Here is a 25,585-nt window from a genome sequence, read left to right on the forward strand (position 1 = left end):
ATGCTGGGTGCAGGAATCAGCCTCGAGGGCGCCTACCAAGCGGGGCGATCCTTGCCACAAGGTCACGGGCGGCGCAAGCGCGGGTGGCACTTAGAATGCATCATTATAACAGGGGTGTGGTCGGCCTGTTGCGGTTGCAGCCGCCTTGCGCTTCGCCATTGGCGAGTCGATCCGGTTCCCATGGCTTCGACAACCGCCGGCAGAGCCTTCATTGGCCGGATCATCACCTCGAAGCCGATCATCTCGCCTGACACGTTGAAGGCGGTTATGTATGGGGTCTCAGGATCCAATCTGGCGCATCTCTGCACACCATTCGATCGAGCATAACAGCCATGACCGATACGCCGAGCAAACCCGCCAAGGAAAGTGCAACTGCCCGTCACGACAGGCTGCGCCAGGCGCTGCGTGAAAATCTCAAGCGCCGGAAGGTGCAAATGCGCGGGCGCGCCAGTCAGGCCGGCGATACCGTCGCAGTCGAGGCGTCACCGGATGCCGATAAGATACAGGACTTCTGTTCAAGACCCGTCGATCCCGATCGGGATTGATGGCACCTGTCCGCCGCGTGAGCATGCGAGTTTAAATGTCATCAGAATCCCAAGCATCATCCAGCGCCGAGCTGCCGGCCTACGCGCCGCGGGCGGCGCTGCCGCGGCACGATCAGACTTTTCCCGTGCTGACGGCGGCGGAGATCGAGCGGATGCGCCGCTTCGGTGAGATCCGGCATTACAAGGATGGCGATTGCCTGTTCGAGACCGGCAAGCCCGGTCCCGGCATGTTCGTGGTGTTGTCCGGACATGTGACGATCACCCAGCGCGACGGTTTCGGCCGTATCACGCCGGTGGCCGATCAGTGCACCGGACAGTTCGTCGCCGAGATCGCGCAACTGTCGGGCCGCGTCGCGCTGGTTGACGGTCATGCTGAAGGCGATGTCGAGACGCTGCTGATTCCGCCGGAACGGCTGCGCGCACTGCTGATCGCGGAAGCGGATCTGGGCGAGCGCATCATGCGTGCGCTGATCCTGCGTCGGGTGAACCTTTTGCAGGGCAGCGCTGGCGGTCCGGCTTTCATCGGCGCAGCCAATTCCAGCGATGTCATCCGCCTGCAGGGTTTTCTCAGCCGCAACGGTTATCCGCATCATCTGCTCGACCCCGCAACGGACAAGGACGCCGCCGATCTGATCGCGCGCTATACGCCGTCGCCGGAGGATCTGCCGCTGGTGGTGGTGGCCGACGGCACGGTGCTGCGCAATCCGTCATTCTCCGAACTCGCCCGCGCGATGGGCATGATCAGCCATATCGCCAAGGGCAAGACCTATGACGTCGCCATCGTCGGCAGCGGACCCGCGGGCTTGTCCACCGCGGTGTATGGCGCGTCGGAAGGCCTGTCGATTGCGGTGTGCGATGCCAAATCATTCGGCGGGCAGGCGGGTGCCAGCGCGCGGATCGAGAACTATCTGGGTTTCCCCACCGGCATCTCCGGCATGGCGCTTACGGCGCGTGCCTTCAACCAGGCGCAGAAGTTCGGCGCCGATATCATGATCCCGGCGGCCGTGAAGTCGCTGGACTGTTCACGCAAGGACGGACTGTTCGCTCTTGAACTTGACGACGGCGATGTCATGCGTGCCAAGGCCATCGTGGTGGCATCGGGCGCACGCTATCGCCGGCCGGATATCGAGCGGCTCGCCGATTTCGAAGGTCGCGGCGTCTGGTACTGGGCATCTCCGATCGAGGCCCGGCTCTGCAGGGAGCAGGAAATCTACCTGGTCGGGGGTGGCAATTCGGCAGGTCAGGCGGCGGTGTTTCTCGCGAGCCAGGCCAACAAGGTGCATATGGTGATCCGCGGCGGCGGCCTCGGCGCCAGCATGTCGCGCTATCTGATCGAGCGCATCGAGGCGACACCGAATATCGAGCTGGTCTTCAACACCGAAGTCGTGGCGCTGGAGGGGACGCAGGAGGCGGGGCTCGAACGGATCTGCACCCGTAGTCGGCTGTCCGGCGAGGAGTCCTGCGCTGACATCCGCAATCTGTTCCTGTTCGTCGGCGCCGATCCCGCCACCGAGTGGCTGGCGGACTGCGGCGTCACGCTCGATCGTCATGGCTTCATCATCACCGGCATTCCCGCCAATGGCCGCAGCGTGCAGGCGCTGGAGACGTCGGTGTCCGGTGTCTTTGCGGTCGGTGATGTGCGCTCGGGTTCGGTGAAGCGTGTCGGCGGCGCGATCGGCGAGGGCGCCCAGGTGGTGGCGGCGCTGCATGGTTTTCTCGGCGATACGGCCACGCCAACCCTTTGAGCTCATAACGGGAGATCATCATGCCGAAAGGCTGCACGCATATTTCCGGCATTCGCGATGTGACACCCAGCGCACTCGGTTGCGAGGAATGCCTGAAAACGGGCAGTATGTGGGTGCACTTGCGGATCTGCCGGACCTGCGGTCACGTCGGCTGCTGCGACGACTCCCCGAACAAGCACGCGACCAAGCATTTCCACGCCACGAAGCATCCGATTATCGAAGGCTACGATCCGCCCGAAGGCTGGGGCTGGTGCTATGTCGATGAAGTCATGTTCGATTTGTCGGATCGAAAGACTCCGCACAACGGGCCGATTCCGCGCTACTACTGAGACAATCGTCCCGACGCGGGCGACGTTTCAGTGGGGACTTCATGCACATTTTTACGATCGGACGCCGGGCTTTGTTGGGTGTGCTGCTGGCCGTCCTGGCAGCGCCGTTTCTCCCCGTATCCGCTTCAGCGCAAGCTCCGCAAAGCCGCTTCGCCACCATCAACGGCGTCAAGCTGCATTATCTCATTGCGGGCAAGGGCGATCCGATCGTGCTGCTGCATGGCTATGCCGAGACCAGCCATATGTGGCGCCCGCTGATCGCGAAACTTGCGGCCAGTCATACGGTGATCGCGCCAGATCTGCGTGGCTTCGGCGATTCCGACGCGCCGGCTGATGGCTACACCAAGGCGGCGATGGCGCGCGATATCCATGCGCTGGTGGTCGGCCTGAAATATCCCAAGGTGAAAATTGTCGGGCATGACATCGGTCTGATGGTCGCCTATGCCTATGCTGCGCAATATCCGGCCGAGGTCGATCGTATCGCGTTGATGGATGCGTTCCTGCCCGGCGTCGGCGACTGGACCCATGTCTGGCTGCTGCGCGATCTTTGGCATTTTCATTTCTACGGCAAGACGCCGCTGGCGCTGGTAGCGGGCCGCGAGCGCATTTACCTCGAGCACTTCTGGAATGATTTCGCGGCGGACCCGAAGAAGTCGGTGCCGGAAAAGGACCGCGTGTTTTACGCCAAGGCCTATGCGAAGCCCGGCCACATGGCAGCCGGATTCGAGGTCTTCCGCGCTTTTGAGAAAGATGCCGCCGAGTTTGCCGAACTTGCCAAGACCAAACTGCCAATGCCGATGCTGGTTCTCTCCGGTGAGAAGGCCGGTGGGTCTTTTCTGATCGAGCAAGGGCGCCTCGTCGCCAGCAATGTGGACGGCGTTATCGTCAAAGGCTCAGGCCATTGGCTGATGGAAGAAGCTCCCGATCAGGTGATCCCGAAACTGGTTGAGTTTCTCAACAAGTAGATTGCGCGGCTCTATTGATCGAACGCGAATGTCTTGAACAAAACGGCGCCCTGCGCGCAAATCTATATGATGACTATCAGCCAAAAACTATTGGCAAGTTCCCGCGCTGCACCCTAAGATTTGAAAAGTTCTAAAGCAGGGGTGCATCATGGTCCTAGGAATGAGCTTGGCAACGTTCACGTTGCTTCATGTGGTGGTCAGCCTGATCGGCATCGTCGCGGGCCTTGTCGCAATGGTCGGGTTGTTGAAGTCAAAGCCGATGCCCGGCTGGACCGGTCTGTTTTTGCTGACGACGATCCTGACCAGCGTGACCGGCTTTTTCTTCCCGGTCGAAAAACTGCTGCCGTCGCATGTCATCGGCATCATTTCGCTGGTGCTGCTGGCGGTCGCCTGTTTGGCGCTGTACGGCCAGAAGCTGGCGGGGTCATGGCGCTGGATTTACGTGCTGACTGCGATGATCTCGCTTTATCTCAATGTGTTCGTGCTGGTGATCCAGAGCTTCCTGAAGGTCCCGCCGCTTCATGCGCTGGCACCGAGCGTGCCGCCGAGTGAGCCGCCTTTTGCGATCGTTCAGGGCATCGTGCTGGTGTTCTTCGTCGTCACGACCTTCCTTGCGATCAGGAAGTTTCGCCCGATGCCCGGCGGCTTCGCCTGATCGCAGCGCGACGATCTCCCGCCGATAGCGGCTAGGCTTTGCCTTTTCGGGCGGGCGATTCCCGGAGGATCGCCCGTATCTCGCCGAAGGTGCGCTTCACCAGCGCCTCGGGTCTTTCGCCCGCGCCCTGCGCTAGCCAGATCTCGCCGCCGATCCGCATCGCGCCCGTCGTGATCATGGCGACCAGCCGCGCCTGTAATTGGCCGGATTTGTCTTTGGCGCGGTTGCCGAGCGCGGCAGCGATGGCGCGCTCCATCTTCTCGTATTTCACGTGGTCGCGCGCGCGCAGCGCGGGATTACCGTGCTTCAATTGCGCAATGGCGATCGCCTCGGAGCTCTCGAGCTGCTGCGCCATCGAGAGCAAAGCATTTTCCGCGGCCAGCAGCATCGGCTCGTCCGCGGGCCTTGCGGCGATCGCGGCCACAAGGAAATCCGTGCTGGCATCCTGCCACGCCAGCACCAGGTCTTCCTTCGACGCGAAGTAATGGAAGAAACTGCGGCGCGAGATCTCTGCGGCAGCGGCGATGTCGTCCAGCGTCGTTTCTTCGAAACCGCGCCTGAGAAACAGTTCCATCGCGACCTTGGTCAGCCGCTCTCGGGTCTGCTGGCGCTTCCGTTCGCGCAGGCCGGTCGGCGGCACAACAGGTGCCGCAACCGATTCCGTGTCTGTTTTCTTCGGCTTAGCCGGCGTCCTGGCGGTCACAACAATCCTCGATCTGCACCTATTGCAAGTTTGCACTTAGTGCACATTTATGTCCGGCGGCCGCGCCGCGCAACGATTCTCGATCCTGGGGAGATATAAGCATGACGGACTGGAGCATCGACCATATTCCGCCCATGACCGGCAAACTCGCCGTGGTGACCGGGGCGACAGGCGGCCTCGGCTTCGAGACGGCAATGGCGCTTGCGGGAGCCGGCGCCGAAGTGGTGCTGACCGGCCGTAGCGACGCCAAGGGGAGTGCCGCGATCGAGCGCATCTGCGAGCGACATCCCGACGCGATTATCAGCTATGAGCACCTCGATCTCGCCAGCCTGGACTCCGTCGCTACTTTCGCACGCCGTTTCGATGCGATGTACGCGTCGCTTGATCTGCTGATTAATAATGCCGGCGTGATGGCGCTGCCGACGCGCCAGACCACCGCCGACGGCTTCGAGATGCAGCTCGGTACCAATTATCTCGGTCACTATGCGCTCACGGCGCGTCTGCTCCCGGTGCTTCGCCGCAACAAGGCGCCGCGTGTGGTCAATCTCAGCAGTCTTGCGCATCGTTCGGGCCTCATCGACTTCGACGATCTTCAGGGCGCGACATTCTACAAGCCGTGGAAAGCCTATCAGCAGTCGAAGCTCGCGATGCTGATCTTCGCGATCGAACTGCAGCGGCGCAGCGATGCCGCGGGCTGGGGTCTAATGAGCAATGCCGCGCATCCCGGTTTCGCGCTCACCGATCTCATTCCGAACGGTCCCGGCAGTGGTGGCTTGATGGGGCTCGGAAGCCGGTTGCTGCGTCCGCTGAGCCATTCAGCCGCCGCCGGTGCCTTGCCCACGCTGTTTGCGGCTACCTCACCCGATGCGAAGCCAGCTGGCTATTACGGCCCGAACGGCGTCTACGAAATGAAGGGGCCGCCGGCTCCCGCGAAGATCATGCCGCGAGCGCAGGACGCCGCCGTCGCTGCGCGGTTGTGGGAGGTCTCAGCTGCGCTCACCGGCATGTCGTTCGATCAGGTCGCAATTGCCGCCTGATTGCGTCGCGCGATCGACTGTCAGTGATCCAAAGGAAGTCTCATGAAAGTCATTCTGTTCGGTGCGACCGGCATGGTCGGCCAAGGCGCGCTGCGCGAATGCCTGCTCGATCCCGATGTCGAAGCCGTGCTCGTGGTCGGCCGCAGTCCTACCGGGCAACGCGATGCCAAACTGCGTGAGATCACGCATACGGATTTTTTCGATCTGTCGGCCATCGCACCTGACTTGACGGGCTATGACGCCTGCCTGTTCTGCCTCGGCATCTCTTCACTGGGCATGAGCGAGTCGGATTATCGCCGGCTCACCTATGACATCACCCTCGCGGTCGCGAACACGCTGGTCCGGCTCAATCCTGGCATGACCTTCGTCTACGTGACCGGCCAGAGCACCGACAGCACCGAGCAGAGCAGCGTGATGTGGGCGCGGGTCAAGGGTAAAACCGAGAACGACTTGCTCAAGCTGCCGTTCCAGGCGGCCTATATGTTTCGCCCCGGTGGCATCCAGCCGCTGCATGGTGTTCGTTCGAAGACGGCGTGGGTTCAGGCGATCTACACCGCGACCGCGCCGCTTTGGGGGCTGCTGGTCCGGATCGCGCCGAAATACGTCACCACGACGGAGAAAGTCGGCCGCGCCATGATCCGGGTGGTTCGCAACGGCTATTCCAAGCCCATTCTTGAGACGCCTGATATCAACCTGGTCGGAGCGTAAACGGGCCGATTCGGCCCTTTTTCAGATTTGCTGCCGGCCTCATCGAAAAACCGCAAATTTCGACGCTTTTGCTTTAAAGAGGCCATCCGCCCTATAGTCGGGGCACAGCAATCAGCGGGAATCGGTATGGATCGCATTCGCATCGTCGGCGGCAGCAAACTCAATGGCACGATCCCGATTTCGGGCGCCAAGAACGCGGCGCTGCCATTGATGATCGCCGGTCTGTTGACCGACGAGACGCTGATTCTCGACAACGTGCCGCGTCTGGCCGACGTCGCGCAGTTGCAGCGCATTCTCGGCAATCACGGCGTGGACATCATGTCGGCCGGCAAGCGCCCGGGCGACCATGAATATCAGGGCCAGACCCTGCATATCTCCGCCGCCAACATCATCGATACGACAGCGCCCTACGAGCTGGTGTCGAAGATGCGCGCGTCCTTCTGGGTGATCGCACCGCTGTTGGCGCGCATGCACGAAGCCAAGGTGTCGCTACCCGGCGGCTGCGCCATCGGCACCCGCCCGGTGGATCTGTTGATCATGGCGCTGGAGAAGCTCGGCGCCGAACTCACCATCGACGGCGGTTATGTCATCGCCAAGGCCCCCGGCGGCCTCAAAGGCGCGGACATCGATTTCGCCAAGGTCACCGTCTCCGGCACCCATGTGGCGCTGATGGCCGCCACGCTGGCCAAGGGCACGACCGTCATCAACAATGCGGCGTGCGAGCCGGAAATCGTCGACGTCGCCGACTGCCTGAACAAGATGGGCGCGCGCATCTCCGGCGCCGGCACCCCGACGATCACGATCGAGGGCGTGGCCAAGCTGAATGGCACGCGCCACACCGTGCTGCCGGATCGTATCGAGACTGGCACCTATGCGATGGCCGTGGCCATGACCGGGGGCGACGTGCAGCTCTCAGGCGCACGGCCTGAATTGCTACAGTCGGCGCTCGACGTACTGGTCGAGGCCGGCGCGACGGTGACGCCGAACAACGATGGCATCCGCATCTCGCGCAACGGCGCGGGCATCAAGCCGGTGAACGTGTCGACGGCGCCATTCCCCGGCTTTCCGACCGATCTGCAGGCGCAACTCATGGCGCTGATGACGACAGCCACGGGCTCCTCGCATATTACCGAGACAATTTTCGAGAACCGCTTCATGCATGTGCAGGAGCTGGCACGCTTCGGCGCGCGAATTCACCTCGACGGTGAAACCGCGACCATCGACGGTACGGCCAAGCTGCGCGGCGCGCCCGTGATGGCCACTGATCTGCGCGCCTCGGTGTCGCTGGTGATCGCTGGCCTCGTCGCGGAAGGCGAGACCATGGTCAACCGCATCTATCATCTCGATCGTGGCTTCGAGCGGCTCGAAGAAAAGCTGTCCGCCTGCGGCGCCACCATCGAGCGCATCAGCGGCTAGGTTCTCACATGAGGTCGTCGTGACGGGTCAACGCAAGCTTATTGCACTGGATGCCGACGACCTCGCGGTGATTTCTGCGCATGTGCAGGATGCGGCCGTTAATGTCGGCGACATTATCTGGCGGCAGAGCGAAAAGCGGCTGGTGGTCGGCATGAGCCGGCTCGACTGGGACCAGGCAATTTCGGGTGAGGTGACGCCGCGCCGGCTGGTCTCGGCGCTGCGCTTCGACCGCGTGCTGGCCTGCAAGTCCCGCGATATCGATCTCGACACGCCCGACATCGCGCTGGAACTGTTCGGCATCGAATTCCATGCCGCCGAGCCTCCTGGCGGTAGCGTCGTCTTGATCTTCGCCGGTGGGGGCGCACTTCGGCTGGACGTCGAGTGTCTGGAATGCGAACTGGCCGACCTGGGTCCCGACGATCTCACCAGCGAATCCGGGGCCGGCACCGAGGCCTCCGGCCTGGACGCCTGATCCGCTATTCATCCTTTCCATGGCAGCACAGGGTTGACGGCCCTTTGCCGCCGCGCCATTGAGCAGGGGGCCTTGGCCGGCAAGGCCCCGCCGGAACACCAGAATGCCAATTCGTATCGATACCGCCAGCGCCGATTTCACCCAGCGCTTCAATGCTTTCCTGACCATGAAGCGTGAAGTCGCGGCCGATATCGAGGCTGCCACGCGCGCCATTGTCGATGACGTCGCCGCTCGCGGCGACGATGCGCTGCTGGAGGCCACCCGTAAGTTCGACCGGCTGGACCTCAAGGCCTCCGGACTGCGCGTGAGCCCGGCCGAGGTCGATGCCGCCGTCGCCGCCTGCGACGCAGAGACCGTCGAGGCCCTGACATTCGCCCGCGATCGCATCGAGCTGTTCCACAAGCGCCAATTGCCCAAGGACGACCGCTTCACCGATGCGCTGGGCGTCGAGCTTGGCTGGCGCTGGAGCGCCATCGAGGCTGTTGGTCTCTATGTGCCCGGCGGGACTGCGGCCTACCCATCCTCGGTGCTGATGAATGCCGTGCCGGCCAGGGTCGCCGGCGTCGAGCGCGTGGTGATGGTGGTGCCGTCGCCGGACGGCAAGCTCAACCCGCTAGTGCTGGCCGCGGCGAAGCTCGGCGGCGTGTCCGAGATCTATCGCGTCGGTGGCGCGCAGGCCGTGGCCGCTTTGGCCTATGGCACCGCGACCGTCGCGCCGGTGGCCAAGATCGTCGGTCCCGGCAATGCCTATGTGGCCGCTGCCAAGCGACAAGTGTTCGGCAAGGTCGGCATCGACATGATCGCCGGTCCGTCGGAAGTCCTGGTCATCGCCGATGACACCGCCAATGCCGACTGGATCGCGGCGGATCTCCTCGCGCAGGCTGAGCACGACGTCAATGCGCAGTCGATTCTCATCACCGACAGCAAGGCACTGGCCGACAATGTCGCGCGCGCGGTCGAAGCGCAGCTCACCACGCTGCCGCGCGCGGACATCGCGCGCGCGTCGTGGGACGAATATGGCGCGATCATTCTGGTGCAGGCGCTCGATGACGCCGTGCCGCTCGCCAACGCCATTGCCGCGGAGCATCTCGAAATCATGACGGCCGATCCTGAAGCGTTCTCGCTCAAGATACGCAATGCCGGCGCCATCTTCCTCGGCGGCCATACGCCGGAAGCGATTGGCGATTATGTCGGCGGCTCCAACCACGTGCTGCCGACGGCGCGTTCGGCGCGGTTCTCGTCGGGCCTCGGCGTGCTTGACTTCATGAAGCGAACATCGATCCTGAAGTGCGGGCCGGATCAGCTGCGGGCGCTGGGACCGGCTGCGATGACGCTGGGCAAGGCCGAAGGCCTCGATGCCCACGCACGTTCGGTCGGATTGCGCCTCAATTTGCGATGAGCAATGCCCCTCCACCAGAGGATGACAGCAACAACCGCATCGTGGCGGTGACGCTCGATGAGGAATCGATCGGCCGTTCCGGGCCGGATATCGAGCATGAGCGCGCGATCGCGATCTACGACCTGATCGAGCAGAATCTGTTCGCGCCGGAAGGCGCGCATGTCGGCCCGTTTACGCTGCATATCGGCATCACCGGCAGCCGGCTGATGTTCGACATCCGCCGCGAGGACGGCACGCCTGTCGTCGCGCACCTTCTGTCGCTCGGGCCGTTCCGCCGCATTGTGAAGGACTACTTCATGATCTGCGACAGCTACTATCAGGCGATCCGTACCGCTACGCCCGACAAGATCGAGGCGATCGACATGGGCCGCCGCGGCATCCACGACGAAGGCTCGCGGACGCTGCAGGAACGATTGGCCGGCAAGGTGCGCGTCGATTTCGAAACGTCGCGGCGGCTGTTTACGTTGATCTCCGTCCTTCACTGGAAAGGCTAGTCGCTGATGGCCGCGCCGCCACGCGCGCGTACGCCGCAGGCGGTGTTGTTTGCCTGTGGCCAGAACAGCGTGCGCTCGCCGATGGCCGCCAGCCTGTTGCAGCAGATGTTTCCGCAGGCGCTGTATGTGAAATCTGCCGGGGTGAAGAAGGGCGAGCTCGATCCCTTCGCGGTGGCCGTGATGGCCGAACTCGGCCAGGACATCTCCAGACACAAGCCCATGACCTTCGAGGAACTCGAAGACTGGGAAGGGCTCAATTTTGACCTCATCATCACGCTGTCGCCCGAGGCGCATCACAAGGCGCTGGATCTGACACGCACCGATGCCGCCGAGGTCGAATACTGGCCGACGGTGGATCCTACGGGAACCGAAGGTAACCGCGACCAGAAACTGGCTGCCTATCGCGAGGTCTGCGATGGGCTTTTGCTGCGGATCCGCAAACGTTTCGCCAAAGGCAGTGCTGCCAGCGGCTAAATACAGCGTGTGCGGTTGTCGAAGCAGGGGGCTTCCGATAGGTTCCGCGCGCATTTCCAGGATCGCAGACCCCGCATGCTCGGCCGCCCCAAATTCGTTCTCGCCTCCGGTTCGCCCCGCCGCCTCAGCCTGCTCAACCAGGCCGGGATCGAGCCCGATGCGCTGCGTCCCGCCGATGTCGACGAGACCCCGAAGCGGGGCGAACTGCCGCGCGCCTGTGCCAATCGGCTGGCGCGCGCCAAGGCGGAAGCGGCGCTGAAGTCGGTCCAGCTCGACGACGAACTCCGCGGCTCGTTCATTCTCGCGGCAGATACCGTGGTGGCCGTCGGCCGCCGCATTCTGCCCAAGGCGGAACTGGTTGATGAGGCCTCGCAGTGCCTGCGGCTGCTGTCGGGCCGCAACCACCGCGTCTATACGGCGATCTGCATCGTCACCCCCAAGGAAAGCTTCCGGCAGCGGCTGATCGAGACCAAGGTGCGCTTCAAACGCCTTAACGAAGATGACATCTCGACCTATATCGGCTCCGGCGAATGGCGCGGCAAAGCTGGTGGCTACGCTGTGCAGGGCATTGCCGGTTCCTTCGTGGTCAAGATGGTCGGCTCCTACACCAATATCGTCGGCCTGCCGCTCTACGAGACCGTCTCCCTGCTGGGCGGCGAGGGCTTCCCGATCCGTTTCGGATGGTTGAATGCAAGCTAAGGTGTCCAAATCCGGCGAAAAGCCGTGCCCGATCTGCGGCAAGCCCGTTGTCGAGGCATCCAAGCCGTTCTGCTCCGAGCGTTGCCGCGACGTCGATCTCAATCGCTGGCTGTCGGGCTCCTATGCGATTCCCGGCAAACCGACGGATGACGAGGACGCCGAATAGGCTCGACGGGCATTCGCGCTGTCCAAGCTGGTCCGAAGCGGTCATTTCCCATTGTTTTGACGGGAAAATCTTCGTTCACAGAAATGCCATCGGGCGGGTGGACAGGGCCGATTTGCCTGACTATAAACCGGCGCTCCCTGGACCTGATCCGGGGCGGCGCCCAGGTAGCTCAGTTGGTAGAGCATGCGACTGAAAATCGCAGTGTCGGTGGTTCGATCCCGCCCCTGGGCACCATTTGTTGTCCCCCAGCTTCCTCCTCTGTCCGCTGATGTGCTATAAGTGCTTGAATTAGAGCGCTTTCTCGTTCGCTGACATTCGCGACCGTCCGCCGGCAGCCGTTGTTTTTGTTGGTATTGCTGTTGGTATCCCGTCGATCGCGTGTTGGTAGATTGACTGCGGGGACCTAATCGATGCCGCTTTCGGATGCCGCCTGCCGTGCCGCCAAATCCGCCACGAAGCCCTACAAAATCAGCGACGGAGGCGGGCTGCATTTGCTTGTTGAAAAGAACGGGTCGCGGCTTTGGCGGCAGGCGTATCGGTTCGACGGAAAGCAGAAGCTGATCGCGCTGGGCGCCTATCCGGCGGTCAGTCTCGCCGACGCCCGCGCCGGTCGGGACGCGAACAAGACGCTTCTGGCCAAGGGCATCGATCCGTCCGCGCAGCGCAAGTTGGATCGCAGCGCGGCGCGCATCGCGCGCAGCAATACGTTCCGGATCGTCGCGGACGAACTGATCACGAAGTTCGAAGCCGAGGGCGACGACCCAAAGACAATTGAGAAGAAAAAATGGCTTCTCGGCTTCATCAACGCCGATTTGGGCGATCGACCGATCGCCGAAATCAAGGCGTCGGAATTGCTTGATGTACTTCGAAAGATCGAGAGGCGAGGGCGATATGACACGGCCCGACGCGCCCGCAGCATTAGCGGTCGTGTCTTCAAATATGCGACAACGGCGAGAAGGTTACTTGGCCGTCGGTCGCCGACGCGACTCTCTGGGATAGGTACGACGAGGCACGCTCGGCACTTTTCGCCGCGACTCAAACCGGCAAGCCAGCTCCGCGCTATAATATTGCCTGATAAGAGATAGTAGAGAGACGCGCAATCTGTTGGCCAGAGCGTCGGCGGCGCGCGTCTCGCACGGAACGAATGCAAGATTTCCATGACCGCTTATGGCGCAAAACGGACGTTCATGCTCGCGCTCGTGTGTGAATTGTGAACACCTCCTGCGGCGAAGCGATTGACACATCTCCAGCGCCGGCGCGGCGCGTACAGGAATTTCGGATTTGTGCTCAGTTACAGACTTCGAAGTTTCCGGCGTATCCATTGCGCGTCTGCACTAGTTTGCATCCCTTGCCGATTGGGCGGCAGCCACCATTACCACAAATGATTTGCGCGGACGGCGCGGCGGGCGCCGCTACCTGGGTCGTTGAAGGGGCGCGCTTTGTCGGCGGCTTCTTGACTTCGATTTTTTCGCAAGCGTTGTTGTCTCCAACCTCATAGCCGGCGCGGCATGTTACTTTCGTGCAGCGATCGCCATCGGCCTTGTAGCCGCTTTCGCAGACCAGCGGACAGATGCGGCCGGTTTTACTTTTGACTAGATCGAGCGCATCAAGACTTGCAAGTTTCACATCTAGGGTGGTGCCGGCGTGCTTGTTAAAGAGACCGAGTGCGCGCTGGGCGGCGCCGTTCCACTCGCTGGTAACGGCTCCGGTGTTGCAACCAACTCTACGCAGCTCTGCTTGTACTTGACGAGGTATATCAATTGCATTTTCGGCAGATCGTGATGAAGTTTCGAACTTCGAATCGGATGCAACGCTGGCCACCGGCCCAGTAGGTCTGTCCGTATCCAAATTCGGCGAGATCGCCTGGCGTCCGTCAGCTTCGCGCTTCCTCTCCGGTAGATTTGGGCCATCGGTAGCGTTTTTCTTCTCCGCCGCAACGCGTGCTTCTTCCGCAGCCTTCGCTACCGCGGCGATCTTGGCGCGCTCTGCTTGGGCCAGCTTGGCGTCTTCCGCCGCTTTTTTCTTTTCCGCTGCAACGCGCGCCTCTTCTGCAGCCTTCGCTACGGCGGCGGTCTTGGCACGCTCTGCTTCGGCTAGCTTGGCGTCTTCCGCTGCTTTTTTCTTTTCTGCAGCGATCCGAACCTCGTCGGCTGCCTTCGCGGCTTTCGCTGCTTTCGCTTGTTCCGCCGCACGCGCACCGTCGGCAGCGAGCCGGGCTTTCTCTTCGTCAGCGATACGTGATCGCTCGGCCGCGGCGCTGCGAGCTTCCTCGGCCAATAACTTTGCGCGCTGCGCCTTGGCGAGCTCCGTGTATAGGCCTCTCGGATAATCGACAATAAACGCCTCCCAAACCGCTTGGGTACCGATCGTCACTGCGGCGTCGTAGTCACGCCGGGCATCGGCATTGGTGGAGCCTGGCAATGAAGATGGGGGGGCAACTGCAGTCGGTAATAGAACCGCACCCGACGGCACTAGCGACACGTCGTTGCCGCCGAGGGACCCGTAAACATAGGGCTCTTGCTTGTTGTCGGTAGCTTTCATCACATCGTCGCGAATGAAGCCGAAAGCCTTACGCAGGTCCAGTCCGGGTTTAGGCAGGTGATCCACGAGTGCGGTGGCGAACGGGCTATTGCGGCTCGCGCCGTCTGAAGCGGTCGAACCTGCTTTGGCGGCGAACGCAATCATGGTATTGGGCGTGGTAGGCTCAACCTTTGCCAAGCCTCGGCCAATCGCGCGAGAACCCAACGTACGCTTCATGGTCTTGGCGAACGGGTTGTCGCGACAAGCATCAAGGATTACCAGCCGCAGCTTTTTGGCGGGCTCAACAGCGACAAGGATACGGTCGAGCGAGACCGCTTCATCGTAGATATCCGTGTCCTGCTCAAGAGTCGCGTCGATCGGAATAATGTAATTGATGCCGTCGACTTCAATACCGTGTCCCGCGTAATAGATAACGGCTACGTCTGCATCACGCGTCTTTGCCGTGAAGTCCCGCAGTACTTTTCTCGTGTCACTTATGGAAAGATCACGACGCGAATCGACCGTATCGAAACCGGCTTTTCTCAACACTGTTTCGATGGCGGCCGCGTCATTCGCCGGATTCGCAAGTCTTCCGACATGACTGTAGGCGGAGTTTCCCACGATCAACGCGACTCGTTTTTCTGCCGCAGCCGCTGTAACCAACGTGCAGTAGAGCCCAGCCGCGATCAAAAGGCGTATGACGGTCACTATCAAAATTCCAAAAAGTATAACTTAGATTGCTACAGAAGCCCCCTGTTGGGTAGCGTAAAATTCGTCTGGTTAGCTTGGACTACCTGGCAGGCAACAAAAAAGATGGCGACGGTCGTTTCTGCGTTCACCATCAACCTCCGTGGCGATCGCCGCTAATGGGATTAACCAGATACCGCTGTAATTTACCGTACCGGAACTGCCCCGCCAGAGCGGGTAGGGTCCTTAAGATCCGATTGTATTGAAAGGAAATCGTTCGAACTACCGCCTCTCGCCAATCCTGAACGGTTGCGGTCAGGACGCCTCGCAGATGCAAGTCCTTCAGTGTCGGAGGAGCGGGGGTCTATTCCTGTGGAGAGAGTCTGTCACCACAATTATTTGCCCCGGTGCGGAGCGGCTAGGAATTGAAATAACCGCTTGGATGAGTCTGTCGTGACGTCCTGTCTAAACTTATAGAAAACTAGGTTCCCGTGTAAATCCGTCTTGCTACGACCGTCGAGTTGCCGGCAGTCCCAGCAGTGGCCAGTGTCAGGGTAGACATGCCATTCTACGGCTGAGCCAGCCGACTTGGCTTCATGTAGTTTTTCAACGCATTCGCTGGCGGGGGTTTCATTGTCGGTGGCGCCCATGAGAACCAGTGTCGGCTGCTTCATGTCATCGCTGACGATATCAAAGCTCGGCGTATTTGGCCGCGAAACGCGCAAGCACCCGGGATAGAAACTTGCAACGGATGCGAACGGGCGACCGCCCAGCGCTTCCGCGTACCTTGCGCTGGAGACGATAAGGCCAACCATCGCTCCCCAAGAGAACCCGACGAATGATAGCCGAGTCGGGTCCACGAACGGATATTGACGGAGATGGTCCGCCGCTTGAAATGCGTCCTTTGCTCCGCGGAATAGATTGACGCCGTTTCGCGGCCCGAAGCACAACGTGCTAACCTGCCGAGGCGTCAGACTGTCGATCAGGAGAACGACATAGCCAAGGCTGACAGCTTCGCGCGCCCAGAGGACGATCGCTTGGTTCACGCCTGCGCACTGATGGACCATCACCAGCGCAGGAAACGGGCCATCGCCGTCAGGCTTCAGAAACGCAGCTTGGGACGAAGTCAGTTCATCTCCCGCCTTGACCGGCTGCGGATAGGTGAGATCCTTCGCGAATGACGCGGCGCGGCTGGCGATTTCAGAAGGAAGCATACGTAACGGCGGGACAAAATCTTCCGCCGGAGAGCTCGTCAACAGGCCGGTGGTACCTGCGATCAACACTAGTGCAACGTAAGACACTCGGCAAATGGTCGCCATCTCGTCTCCGAGCTTTACAACAATGAACCCTGGTTCCATGCGGAACCTGTCTCAACGCGCTTGTCGATCAAATTGGTTTGCGGCTAGGATCGCGTCATATTTTGATAAGTTATTTTGGAGCCGTGATCATGCAAGCGGTCATTTCCAAGCGATTGATAATTTGGCATGTGGCTTTATGCGCATCGGCGACGCTCTTCATCAGCGCAGCGCTCGCGGTGTTGTCGCAGGCGGCATTTGCGCTCACGCAGGAAGCTGCGATCGAGCAGTGCCGGATGTCGGTTGGAAAGCCAATTGTGATGTCCTGCATGCGCGGTGGCGGCGGCAGCCTGGAGGCATGCCGGACGAAGGCCACTCCCGCAGTACGCTCTTGTGTGATGTCGAGACTGAACGCGGCAAACGGGCGTGCCAATGTCGCCGTCGCCGTCCCCGCCGATGTCACGCCGAAGATCGCACCGGAAACGGCATTGCCGGTCGGCTTTGTCGCACCGCCGCGCTCGATCTCCGATATCACGGCGATCCTCGATACCGAAAAGCCGGACGAGAAAAAGATCGAGCAACTAAGGGCCGACGCAGACGTGAAGCCTCCCGGCGGAGCTTCGCGCGTCTCGCTTGCGCAGTTCTATCTCGACCGTGCGGGCGCAAGAAGCCAGCTCGGTCGGCTAACGGATTCCATCTCCGATCTTGAAAAAGGGATTGAGGCGGGCCGCGGTGCTGCTCCGCCCGGACTGATGGCGCGCCTGGTTCAACTAGCGGCTGTCCAGTACGGCAGTGCGGGCGATCCGAAGAAGGCGCTCGAAACATATCAGCGGCTACTGCGCGACACCGCGAACACGCCGGGTGCGAAGGGGTTCGTACATACAGCTAATCGCTCGATTGCCAATTCGCTGATCCAGATGGGCGATGTCGTCCAGGCAGAAGGCTACATGCGCCGCAGCCGCCCGGCGATCGAGGAGGCGCGAACGAGTGGCCATCCTTCCATGCGCGCAGCGTATGCGCGTTACGGGCAGAATTGGGAGGCGGAGATCGAGCTCGGGAATGCTGCCATTTTCGAGGCACGTGGACAGTTTAAGGAGGCTGAGGCTTCGCTTCGCATTGCGGAAGCCCGCAAGCGTGCAGGCATGAAGGGCCTTCTCAGTGGCGAGAATCCGCCGACGGAGTCGGCATTGCTTCAATCCATCGATTTTATCACGCTCAGTCTTGCACGGACGAAGGCCCGGCAGGGCCGTTTTGCGGAGGCCGAATCCGATGCACGTCGCGCGCTGTTGTCCCGGTTGAAGGACCAAGGCAAATATCATTACGCGACGCCGCGTTTCATTGCAGGTCTTGCGGGCATCCTGATCGAACAGGGGCGCCATTCCGACGGCGAAAAGCTGCTGCGCGTGGCACTCGATATCGGCAAGACAACGGGCGTTCCGGATGAAGCGCCACAAAGCGTGCAGATGCTTTCACAGCTTGGCGGCGTCCTCAACTTGCAGCGCAAGAGCCGTGACGCCGTCGCGGTTTATGCTCAGATCGATAGGGCAATCGCCAACTGGGAGCCGATGCGGCGTCAGGTATTCGAACTGAACGGCTCGCGTATCGCATCGCTCTATGCTTCGGGCCAGATCGAGGCGGGCATTTCCGCGGCTGACCAGTTGGTCAAGAAGCAGATCGCACGCGTCGGCGAGAGCCATTTTGATACGGCGTCGGCGCGCGGAACCCTTGCTATCGGCTTGATGCGAGCAGGACGCGATGAGGAAGCTATCCGCGAATTCAAGATCGCAATACCAATCCTAGTCGCATCGGCGCGTGAGAATGCCGACGATGACGACACAACGGTCGTTGCGGCAAGGAATCAACGCTTCCAAGCGATTGTCGAAGCCTATTTCAGAATGTTGTCCAGACAGAAGAGTCTGGCGGCTGATATCGGGGCCGAGACATTCAGCCTTGCCGACGCTGTCCGCGGCAGCTCAGTGCAGCAGGCGCTGGCGGCTTCGAGTGCGCGGAGCTCGGTCAAGGACCCAGCGCTAGCTGAATTGGTGCGCAAGGAGCAGGATCTGTCAAAGCAGATCAACGCTCAGCTGGGTACGTTGAATAACGTATTGTCCTTGTCATCGGCTGAGCGAGACGAGAAAGGCGTACAGGCGTTGAATGCATCCATCGCCAATCTGCGCAGCGATCGGGTCAAGGCGCGACAGGAGATCAACCGTCGGTTTCCGTCCTATGCCGATCTGGTCGCCCCAAGAGCACCGTCTGTCGATGAGATTCGCGATACGCTCGCGCCTGACGAGGCGATGCTGTCGTTTTATTTCGGCCAGGATGCGAGCTTCGTCTGGGCGGTCCCGAAGGCGGGCGCGGTCGCCTTCGCTTCAATCGGGTCCAATGCAGCGGAAGTCCAGACCAAAGTGACGAAGTTGCGCGAGGCGCTCGAACCGCAGGCCGCGATCATCTCGGATATTCCGGCTTTCGATATGGCGCTCGGATATGATCTCTATTCGTCGCTTCTCAAGCCCGTCGAGGTCGGCTGGAAGTCGGCCAAGACATTGGTCGTCGTCACCAACGGCGCGCTGGGCCTGCTGCCGCTCTCTCTTTTGCCAACGCAGCCATCGACGATCAAGAAGGATGAAGACGTTCTGTTTGCGAGGTACAGGGACGTTCCCTGGCTAGCGCGCACCCATGCGGTCACCTTGGTCCCCTCCGCGGCCGCGCTGCGAACCTTGCGGCAGCTACCGCCCGGCAAGTCCGACCGTAGCGAGATGATCGCGTTCGGAGATCCCTATTTTAACACCGAGCAGCAGGCCGAGGCTGAGCAGATTGAAGCGAAGATCCGCGTGGCCGATGCCGCAGATGCCAATGCCATGCGAGGTGTGCCGCTGAAGCGCCGTAATAGTCCGAAGCTTGACGGGGTCGATAGCGCGGAGCTTGGCTTGCTGCCGCGCCTTCCGGATACGGCGGACGAGCTGCGCTCGATCGCTTTGGCGCTGCAGGCCGATCCATCCAAGGTTCTGAACCTCGGCAAAGGAGCGACGGAGAAAGCCGTCAAGTCTGTCAATCTGACCGGCTTTAAGATCATTGCGTTCGCAACACACGGCCTCGTTCCCGGTGAATTGAATGGGCTGACCCAGCCGGCGCTTGCATTGTCCTCGCCGACTGTGACCGGTGAAGAGGGCGACGGCCTATTGACGATGGAGGAGATACTCGGTCTCAAACTCGACGCGGACTGGGTCATTCTTTCGGCCTGCAACACCGGTGCCGGCGCCGGCGCCGGCGCAGAAGCCGCCTCGGGCCTTGGCCGGGCGTTCTTTTACGCGGGCACCCGCGCTCTTCTGGTCACCAACTGGTCGGTGCATTCACAGTCCGCGCGCGAGTTGATGACAGATCTATTTAAGCGACAGGCCGACGATCCAAAGCTGGCACGCGGCGAAGCTCAGCGTCAGGCCATGATGGCTTTGGCTGACGGACCCGGCTATCTGAATGCCGATGGAAAGACAGAATTCGCTTACGCACATCCGTTATTCTGGGCGCCCTACTCCATTATAGGGGATGGGGGCACCAGATAAGTTTATAGATCGCGTTGGGGGGGATGATGCGACGTCGTATAGGAATTTGCTTTGCGTTCGCCTGCCTGATCGTGCTGTGTCAATCCGTGCCGTCGCGGGCCGCGGGGGTATTAATCACACAAGAGGAGGCCTCCTTGCCGCCGCCAAAAGGTGCAGTAGTCGTCGATCGGCGCGGTATCACGCGTGGCCCGAAGATCGAGCTCCTTTCCGGCAGCGATAACATCCAATCGCCGACTCACTTTCAGCTCAAGTTCCTGTCATTTGGTGGAGCGACGATCGATGTTACCTCCGTAAAGGTCATTTATCTTCGTACGCCGAATGTGGACTTGACGGAACGGTTGAAGGTGTTCGTTCAACCGGCTGGCATCGATATGCCGGATGCGTCTCTACCTCCCGGCGAGCACATGCTGCGCGTGGATCTCAAGGATTCTGATGGGCGCCCCGGCAGCACGAGTTTCGTCCTCAAGGTCGCGCGCTGACGCGATGGCAATCATTTGTCCGTACTGTCTTCGAGAGAACAGCGATCTCGTACTGGTCTGTGGCTGGTGTTCCAGAGACATCGCCGTTCCCGAAGCACTGGCGAGGGAACGCAAGGACCTGATTGCCAAGCGTGATGCAGCAGTGGCTAAACTTTCCCGGATCAGAACCGAGATCGCGTCCATCCGTGCGAAGCGGAAGGGCTGAGGCGTCTTATGGAATGCCCGTTCTGCACAGAGACAATCAGGGATGAAGCCATCGCGTGCAAGAACTGCTCGCGGGACCTGCGTTTCGTCCGTCCGGTCCTGCTTGAGGTCCAGGACCTTGTCAGTGAAATCGACAATCTAACGCACGCGCTGGATCGGGCCGAGGTTGCGCTGGCGCGGCTGACCAGTCCGCTCCGCTACTACGTAATTCACTTTGCGGTCTATGTACTGCTGCCAGCCGTGTTACTTGTAGCCGCCCACATTGTAATCACCATCGTCCTCAATGTTGCACCGCTATATCTGCGTCTTGCATCGATCGTGATCCCGTTGCTGTTCGGAATTGCTTCGATGCCCTTCAGTAAGCTTGGGCCACTCGGCGCTTGGCTGGTGGGGTTGATCACGGCCATCCTGAGTGTAGGGTGCATGTTGGTTGTTACCGGAATCAACGACAGCGTGCCGATTGTCCCGGCATCGGTCGTCGAGTGGCGTGAGGTCGGAGAATATGTAGCCAGCATCAGTTTGGCATTCCTGTCCGGCAATGTCCTCGGGATGGTTATTTTTCGAATTTTGCCGAACACATTGGCGCAGGGTGGCAAACCCAATGCCATTGCCTTTAGGGCTGCCCGCCTGCTCGGAGAGCATGTTGGCGGAGAGCAGATGAGACGTCGTGCAAGATTGATTCAGGAGTTTGCGCAGACCGCGGGACCGTTGCTCGGCGCAGGTGCCGGCGTGGCTGGGTCTCTTTATACCGGACTCAAAGGTGTGATTGGATCCTAACTTCCACAAGCCAACGTGTGTTCCGTGCCGTTGGCCAAACGCGCTGAACAATGTTTGTTGGCCGCTCCGCAACCGTCCGCTTCTGGCGCAAAGCGGATTGCTCAACACTGGATTCCGAACCTCCGGATAGGGGCGGTGACGAACTACGCCCAATCCGCGAAAGCACCTTATACGGCTGCAAAAATGGCATTCTGAACAGCAGGTTGATTGCGCTTGTAACAGAATGATCGTCCCCACATTGGAGTAGTCTAATCTCACTTGACTGTGGAGACCATTTCTCCCGTGGTCGCGTGCCAAATTTCAGTGTGGCCGGCGATATGCTCAACAATCTCACTTAGATGGCGAAACCGCGTCGGCTGGGCTGATATCCGCGGATGGATGTGGAGACCGAAGAACTTGGTCGATGCGACGCCTTCAGCATAAAGGCCGTCGAACGCATCCATCACCGAAAGCGCATAGTCTTCACTGGTCACCTTGCGATGGACGAGCATCTCCACGTCGTTCCATTCCGACTGGTTAGGAACGGAGATAAGCGGAGGCGTTGTCAAGGACCAAACGTTTCATCGAGTAGATGTCTGCAGTGTCATACTGCACTCACCGTGGGACCATCAAGAAGAGTTTTCAACAGATTGGCTCTCGCTCGTTGACAGAGGTCTAAGGCTTCCTTCTCCCCAGGCACTCATCTCTCGCCCGCGCACCCATTGTGCAGAGACCGGCGGCGGTGCCAATGCCTTCGCATGGCCTATGCTGGCAAGACGGTGACCAAGCACCCGCAGTGAACTCGGCTTCCGCACCGACAAGTCGTTTGCCGTGATGGACGCGATCTTGACCCTGCGCAGCCGAGTCGCATGGGCGCATGATTTCAACACCGACCGTTTCGCTTCGGCGACGTTCCAGATGCTGCCCCGTGCGAGCTTCGTCGTGAACGGCGCGGCACAGGCGCGCGATGTTGCGTTGACGACCGCATCCGCAGAGATGAAATGGACGAACGAATGGGCGGTCGTTGGCACCTTTGAAGGCGAGTTCTCGGATGTCACGCGCAGCTACGCCGGCAAGGCTGTGGTGCGGTACGATGTTTCCATGCATTCGAAACGGCGGATATCTGGCGCCGGCCAACGCGGCTGGTGGCGAACTGGCTATTATCCAATAACCAGCGCTGGATCCCATGGGAAATCCGGCCTCCAAGCTCTAGCTTGCGAAGCTGCGAGAGATGGGCCACCGAGTCACCAATGCCATGCAAAAGGCTACGCAACAATCCCATACCCCGGCCAGATGTCACAAGTGGAATTCCAACTAGCAGGCTAGCTCCGCCCGTGCTTCCAGTGCGCCGTCACTTCCACTCCCGATTTCCTGAGGTGGACATGCTGATCGACGTAGTCGATCCAATCGACGGGAATGAAGTGATGGTGCTGCCCGTCTGGCGAGCTCTGTTTGGTAAGCTTTATCGCATGCACGCCATCCAGGTGATCGACCTTGCCGACGACCTTTTTGTCCGACGAGATGACGTCCATATGCTCTTTGATTTGTGATGTGTCGACCATCTCGTCCTCCTATGTTGTTGAGGCTTCTGCAACGCTAAGGATCTCCGTTGGGGGGAACCGCACTCCTCCGCCAAAGTTTCATCTATGGTTGAAATCGCGGCCAAAGTTCCACGGAAGGGCAAGATGTACGCAGGAAGACGTGGTTCGTACAATGCCGGCTCGCCCTTCGATGAGGGCTTCGTGCGGGTTCGCGGAGCTCGCGAGCACAATCTGAAGAATATCGACGTCGACATCCCCCGCAATGCACTTGTCGTTTTTACAGGGGTGTCGGGATCGGGCAAATCCTCGCTGGCCTTCGGCACGCTCTATGCCGAAGCGCAGCGGCGTTATCTTGAGTCGGTGTCCCCTTACGCGAGAAGATTGTTTAATCAGATGTCCATTCCGGAGGTGGACGAAATCGAAGGTCTACCACCGGCCGTGGCTTTACAGCAGCAACGCGGATCTCCGACGACACGCTCGTCGGTCGGCAGCGTGACGACGTTGTCGAACCTGCTGCGCATGCTATATTCGCGCGCCGGCGACTACCCGCGTGGACAACCACTGCTCTATGCCGAGTCATTTTCGCCCAACACTCCCGAAGGCGCTTGTCCTCACTGTCACGGAATCGGTCGGATCCACGATATTACCGAGGCCTCGATGGTTCCAGATGACAAGCTCACCATAAGAGAGCGAGCCGTGGCGGCTTGGCCGAGCGCCTGGCAGGGGCAAAATCTGAGGGACATCCTGGTAACTCTCGGTCATGACGTAGATACGCCCTGGCGCAAACTGCCGAAGAAAACCCGCGACTGGATACTCTTTACCGAGGAACAGCCCACCGTCCCGGTATATGCCGGTTACACGCCAGCCGAGGTGAGGCGTGCCCTCAGACGCAAGGAAGAGCCGAGTTATCAGGGCACCTTCATCGGCGCACGCAAATACGTCTTGCAGACGTTCGCAACAACGCAGAGCGCGATGATGAAGCGGCGGGTTTCGCAGTTCATGCTGAGCGGCCGTTGCCCGGTATGTCGGGGAAAACGGCTTAAGCCCGAAGCCCTCTCGGTCAGATTCACAGGTTTGGATATTGCAGAACTGTCTGAGCTTCCTTTGAAGGACGTTCGCGAGTTGATCGCACCGTATCTCCAAGGCAAATCTCAAATGCCCAAAGACCATCCGGAAAAAGCTCTCGTGGTCCAGCGCATTCTGGAAGATCTAAACGGGAGATTGGCGATTCTGCTCGATCTCGGCTTGGGATATCTCGCGCTCGAGCGCAGCACCCCGACATTGTCTCCTGGCGAATTGCAGCGGCTCCGGTTGACGACACAAGTTAGGTCGAACTTGTTTGGCGTAGTGTATGTTCTGGATGAGCCCTCCGCTGGACTTCATCCAGCCGACACCGAAGCTCTCCTGCGAGCGCTGGACCGGCTTAAGGCAGCGGGCAATTCGCTTTTCGTCGTCGAACATGAACTGGATGTAGTCCGCCACGCGGACTGGATAGTCGATGTCGGCCCCGCGGCGGGCGTTCACGGGGGCGAGGTGCTTTACAGCGGTATCCCTAAAGGACTTGCCGACGTCGAAGCGTCTCAAACAAGGCGCCACCTATTCGGGAGCGCAACGCCCTTCGATCGAAGGCGCCGTCTCCCGCGAGGTCAGCTTCAACTTCGCGGTGTCACCCGCAACAATCTCAAGGACCTCGACGTCGACATTCCTGTCGGTGTGTTTACCGCGGTGACCGGCATCTCGGGGTCGGGCAAGTCCAGCTTGATCACTCAGTTTCTAGTCGAGAAGGTTGGAGAAATATTGGGGCACAAGAGCGGCGAAGAGGACCGGGGCGCTCCAGACGAAGGGGACCTTCTGGAAACCGCCGTTCAAACGTTAGGCGGCAACATCGTCGCGGGCATGGAGCACGTAAAACGTCTCGTAGTCGTCGATCAAAAGCCGATCGGACGCACCCCGCGGTCGAATCTCGCCACCTATACGGGGCTTTTCGATCACGTCAGAAAGCTGTTCGCGGCCACGAAGCAGGCCAAGGCACGGCATTATGATGCCGGCCGCTTTTCATTCAATGTCGCCAAAGGACGTTGCGAAACCTGTCAAGGTGAGGGCTTCGTCACCGTCGAATTGCTTTTCCTCCCGTCAGTCTACGCACCATGTCCGACCTGTCGCGGGGCGCGCTACAACGCGAAAACATTGGAAATCAAGATCCGGGACAAATCCATTGCTGACGTGTTGAACATGACGGTGGACGATGCCTTCGCCTTTTTCGAGAAAGATGCGCTACTACGACGTTCGCTGGGCGTCATTCGAGAGGTCGGCCTCGGATACATTAGACTCGGTCAGTCCGCGACGGAACTCAGTGGCGGCGAAGCCCAACGGATCAAGCTCGCTACCGAGTTGCAACGGGCTCAGCGGGGGACGGCCCTTTATGTACTGGATGAGCCGACCACTGGATTGCATCCCTCAGACGTCGAAAAGCTAATGGCGCAGCTTCAAGGTCTGGTGGATGCCGGCAACACCGTGGTCGTCGTCGAACACGACATGGCAGTGGTCGCCGAAAGTGATTGGGTGATCGATATGGGCCCCGGCGCAGGCATTGAGGGCGGGTCCGTCGTGACCGCCGGCGAACCCCAACAGGTTGCGCGCAATGCCGAAAGCCGCACTGCCAAATTTCTGGAAGCCTTAATCGGTTAGAGATCCGATCAAAGTTGGCTTTAGCGTCGATCATAAAATTTGTGG

General features: G+C 60.4%; 26 protein-coding genes and 1 tRNA gene. 21 read left to right on the forward strand and 6 right to left on the reverse strand.

From position 1 onward, the window contains the following. Positions 1-332: 332 nt before the first annotated feature. From AB8A38_RS25090 to AB8A38_RS25110, 5 genes are all read left to right on the forward strand, one after another. Entirely contained in the window at positions 333-545 is a 213-nt protein-coding gene (locus tag AB8A38_RS25090) for a hypothetical protein (RefSeq protein WP_315843664.1), read from the forward strand. Positions 546-580: 35 nt separating this feature from the next. Then, positions 581-2,290 (forward strand): FAD-dependent oxidoreductase, encoded by a 1,710-nt coding sequence (locus AB8A38_RS25095; protein WP_315843663.1) that lies wholly within the window; start codon positions 581-583, stop codon positions 2,288-2,290. 20 nt (positions 2,291-2,310) lie between these two features. Then, on the forward strand, positions 2,311-2,619 hold the full coding sequence (locus AB8A38_RS25100; protein WP_092145281.1) for a UBP-type zinc finger domain-containing protein: 309 nt from the start codon (positions 2,311-2,313) through the stop codon (positions 2,617-2,619). Positions 2,620-2,660: 41 nt separating this feature from the next. Further along, a complete protein-coding gene (locus AB8A38_RS25105) occupies positions 2,661-3,584 on the forward strand; it encodes an alpha/beta fold hydrolase (protein ID WP_315843662.1) in 924 nt (307 codons plus the stop codon). 148 nt (positions 3,585-3,732) lie between these two features. Beyond that, a complete protein-coding gene (locus tag AB8A38_RS25110; RefSeq protein ID WP_315843661.1) occupies positions 3,733-4,239 on the forward strand; it encodes a hypothetical protein in 507 nt (168 codons plus the stop codon). A gap of 31 nt (positions 4,240-4,270) precedes the next feature. Here the strand turns inward: AB8A38_RS25110 and AB8A38_RS25115 are convergent, their stop codons facing one another. Beyond that, entirely contained in the window at positions 4,271-4,942 is a 672-nt protein-coding gene (locus AB8A38_RS25115; RefSeq protein ID WP_439087822.1) for a TetR/AcrR family transcriptional regulator, read from the reverse strand. A 101-nt stretch (positions 4,943-5,043) separates the two neighbouring features. On the opposite strand from AB8A38_RS25115, the gene AB8A38_RS25120 reads away from it, so the two are divergent. The 11 genes from AB8A38_RS25120 (at position 5,044) to AB8A38_RS25170 (ending at position 12,892) form a co-directional block, all read left to right on the forward strand. Continuing rightward, on the forward strand, positions 5,044-5,979 hold the full coding sequence (locus AB8A38_RS25120) for an SDR family oxidoreductase (RefSeq protein ID WP_315843659.1): 936 nt from the start codon (positions 5,044-5,046) through the stop codon (positions 5,977-5,979). A 42-nt stretch (positions 5,980-6,021) separates the two neighbouring features. Then, positions 6,022-6,687: an epimerase gene (locus AB8A38_RS25125; RefSeq protein WP_439087823.1), complete on the forward strand. Its 666-nt coding sequence runs from the start codon at positions 6,022-6,024 to the stop codon at positions 6,685-6,687. A 126-nt stretch (positions 6,688-6,813) separates the two neighbouring features. After that, complete coding sequence (gene murA, locus AB8A38_RS25130; protein ID WP_439087824.1) at positions 6,814-8,103, forward strand: UDP-N-acetylglucosamine 1-carboxyvinyltransferase; 1,290 nt, start codon at positions 6,814-6,816, stop codon at positions 8,101-8,103. Positions 8,104-8,122: 19 nt separating this feature from the next. Next, complete coding sequence (locus AB8A38_RS25135; RefSeq protein WP_439087825.1) at positions 8,123-8,575, forward strand: DUF2948 family protein; 453 nt, start codon at positions 8,123-8,125, stop codon at positions 8,573-8,575. Between the two features lie 103 nt (positions 8,576-8,678). Beyond that, positions 8,679-9,974: a histidinol dehydrogenase gene (gene hisD, locus AB8A38_RS25140; RefSeq protein WP_315843656.1), complete on the forward strand. Its 1,296-nt coding sequence runs from the start codon at positions 8,679-8,681 to the stop codon at positions 9,972-9,974. Then, a complete protein-coding gene (locus AB8A38_RS25145) occupies positions 9,971-10,468 on the forward strand; it encodes a UPF0262 family protein (RefSeq protein WP_089266102.1) in 498 nt (165 codons plus the stop codon). The genes hisD and AB8A38_RS25145 overlap by 4 nt, the downstream gene beginning before the upstream one ends. Positions 10,469-10,474: 6 nt before the next feature. Next, positions 10,475-10,942, forward strand: coding sequence for an arsenate-mycothiol transferase ArsC (locus AB8A38_RS25150; RefSeq protein WP_089266103.1), 468 nt, complete (start codon positions 10,475-10,477; stop codon positions 10,940-10,942). A gap of 75 nt (positions 10,943-11,017) precedes the next feature. Next, positions 11,018-11,641, forward strand: coding sequence for a Maf-like protein (locus AB8A38_RS25155; RefSeq protein ID WP_315843655.1), 624 nt, complete (start codon positions 11,018-11,020; stop codon positions 11,639-11,641). Next, a complete protein-coding gene (gene yacG / locus AB8A38_RS25160) occupies positions 11,631-11,807 on the forward strand; it encodes a DNA gyrase inhibitor YacG (protein WP_068734778.1) in 177 nt (58 codons plus the stop codon). Before AB8A38_RS25155 ends, yacG begins: the two co-directional genes overlap by 11 nt. 158 nt (positions 11,808-11,965) lie before the next feature. Beyond that, positions 11,966-12,041 (forward strand) — tRNA-Phe (locus AB8A38_RS25165). Positions 12,042-12,217: 176 nt separating this feature from the next. Further along, entirely contained in the window at positions 12,218-12,892 is a 675-nt protein-coding gene (locus tag AB8A38_RS25170) for a tyrosine-type recombinase/integrase (protein WP_439087826.1), read from the forward strand. Positions 12,893-13,094: 202 nt separating this feature from the next. Here the strand turns inward: AB8A38_RS25170 and AB8A38_RS25175 are convergent, their stop codons facing one another. The 3 genes from AB8A38_RS25175 to AB8A38_RS25185 form a co-directional block, all read right to left on the reverse strand. After that, positions 13,095-15,035, reverse strand: a complete 1,941-nt coding sequence (locus tag AB8A38_RS25175) for a caspase family protein (RefSeq protein ID WP_439087827.1) — start codon at positions 15,033-15,035, stop codon at positions 13,095-13,097. Between the two features lie 374 nt (positions 15,036-15,409). Next, a complete protein-coding gene (locus AB8A38_RS25180) occupies positions 15,410-16,372 on the reverse strand; it encodes a dienelactone hydrolase family protein (RefSeq protein ID WP_439087828.1) in 963 nt (320 codons plus the stop codon). Between the two features lie 70 nt (positions 16,373-16,442). Beyond that, positions 16,443-16,640, reverse strand: a complete 198-nt coding sequence (locus AB8A38_RS25185; RefSeq protein WP_231079525.1) for a hypothetical protein — start codon at positions 16,638-16,640, stop codon at positions 16,443-16,445. 67 nt (positions 16,641-16,707) lie between these two features. On the opposite strand from AB8A38_RS25185, the gene AB8A38_RS25190 reads away from it, so the two are divergent. The 3 genes from AB8A38_RS25190 to AB8A38_RS25200 all read left to right on the forward strand — a co-directional run bounded on the left by AB8A38_RS25190 (position 16,708) and on the right by AB8A38_RS25200 (position 21,332). Beyond that, positions 16,708-19,872, forward strand: coding sequence for a CHAT domain-containing protein (locus AB8A38_RS25190; protein ID WP_439087829.1), 3,165 nt, complete (start codon positions 16,708-16,710; stop codon positions 19,870-19,872). Between the two features lie 26 nt (positions 19,873-19,898). Continuing rightward, entirely contained in the window at positions 19,899-20,351 is a 453-nt protein-coding gene (locus AB8A38_RS25195) for a hypothetical protein (protein WP_439087830.1), read from the forward strand. A gap of 213 nt (positions 20,352-20,564) precedes the next feature. After that, entirely contained in the window at positions 20,565-21,332 is a 768-nt protein-coding gene (locus AB8A38_RS25200) for a hypothetical protein (protein ID WP_439087831.1), read from the forward strand. Positions 21,333-21,586: 254 nt separating this feature from the next. On the opposite strand, the gene AB8A38_RS25205 is transcribed toward AB8A38_RS25200, so the two are convergent. Next, the gene (locus AB8A38_RS25205) at positions 21,587-21,829 is read right to left on the reverse strand and encodes a hypothetical protein (protein ID WP_231079528.1); all 243 of its coding nucleotides are present in this window, start codon (positions 21,827-21,829) and stop codon (positions 21,587-21,589) included. Between the two features lie 328 nt (positions 21,830-22,157). Between AB8A38_RS25205 and AB8A38_RS25210 the strand changes: the two genes are divergently transcribed. Next, positions 22,158-22,637 (forward strand): hypothetical protein, encoded by a 480-nt coding sequence (locus AB8A38_RS25210; protein WP_439087832.1) that lies wholly within the window; start codon positions 22,158-22,160, stop codon positions 22,635-22,637. Here the strand turns inward: AB8A38_RS25210 and AB8A38_RS25215 are convergent. Then, entirely contained in the window at positions 22,634-22,873 is a 240-nt protein-coding gene (locus AB8A38_RS25215; protein ID WP_439087833.1) for a DUF2171 domain-containing protein, read from the reverse strand. The two genes, AB8A38_RS25210 and AB8A38_RS25215, sit on opposite strands and share 4 nt — an antisense overlap. 123 nt (positions 22,874-22,996) lie before the next feature. Here AB8A38_RS25215 and uvrA point away from each other — a divergent pair, with 123 nt between their 5' ends. Continuing rightward, complete coding sequence (gene uvrA, locus AB8A38_RS25220) at positions 22,997-25,540, forward strand: excinuclease ABC subunit UvrA (RefSeq protein WP_439088600.1); 2,544 nt, start codon at positions 22,997-22,999, stop codon at positions 25,538-25,540. Positions 25,541-25,585 lie beyond the last annotated feature (45 nt).

It is taken from the genome of Tardiphaga sp. 839_C3_N1_4, from assembly GCF_051811045.1.
Classification (GTDB): Bacteria; Pseudomonadota; Alphaproteobacteria; order Rhizobiales; family Xanthobacteraceae; genus Tardiphaga.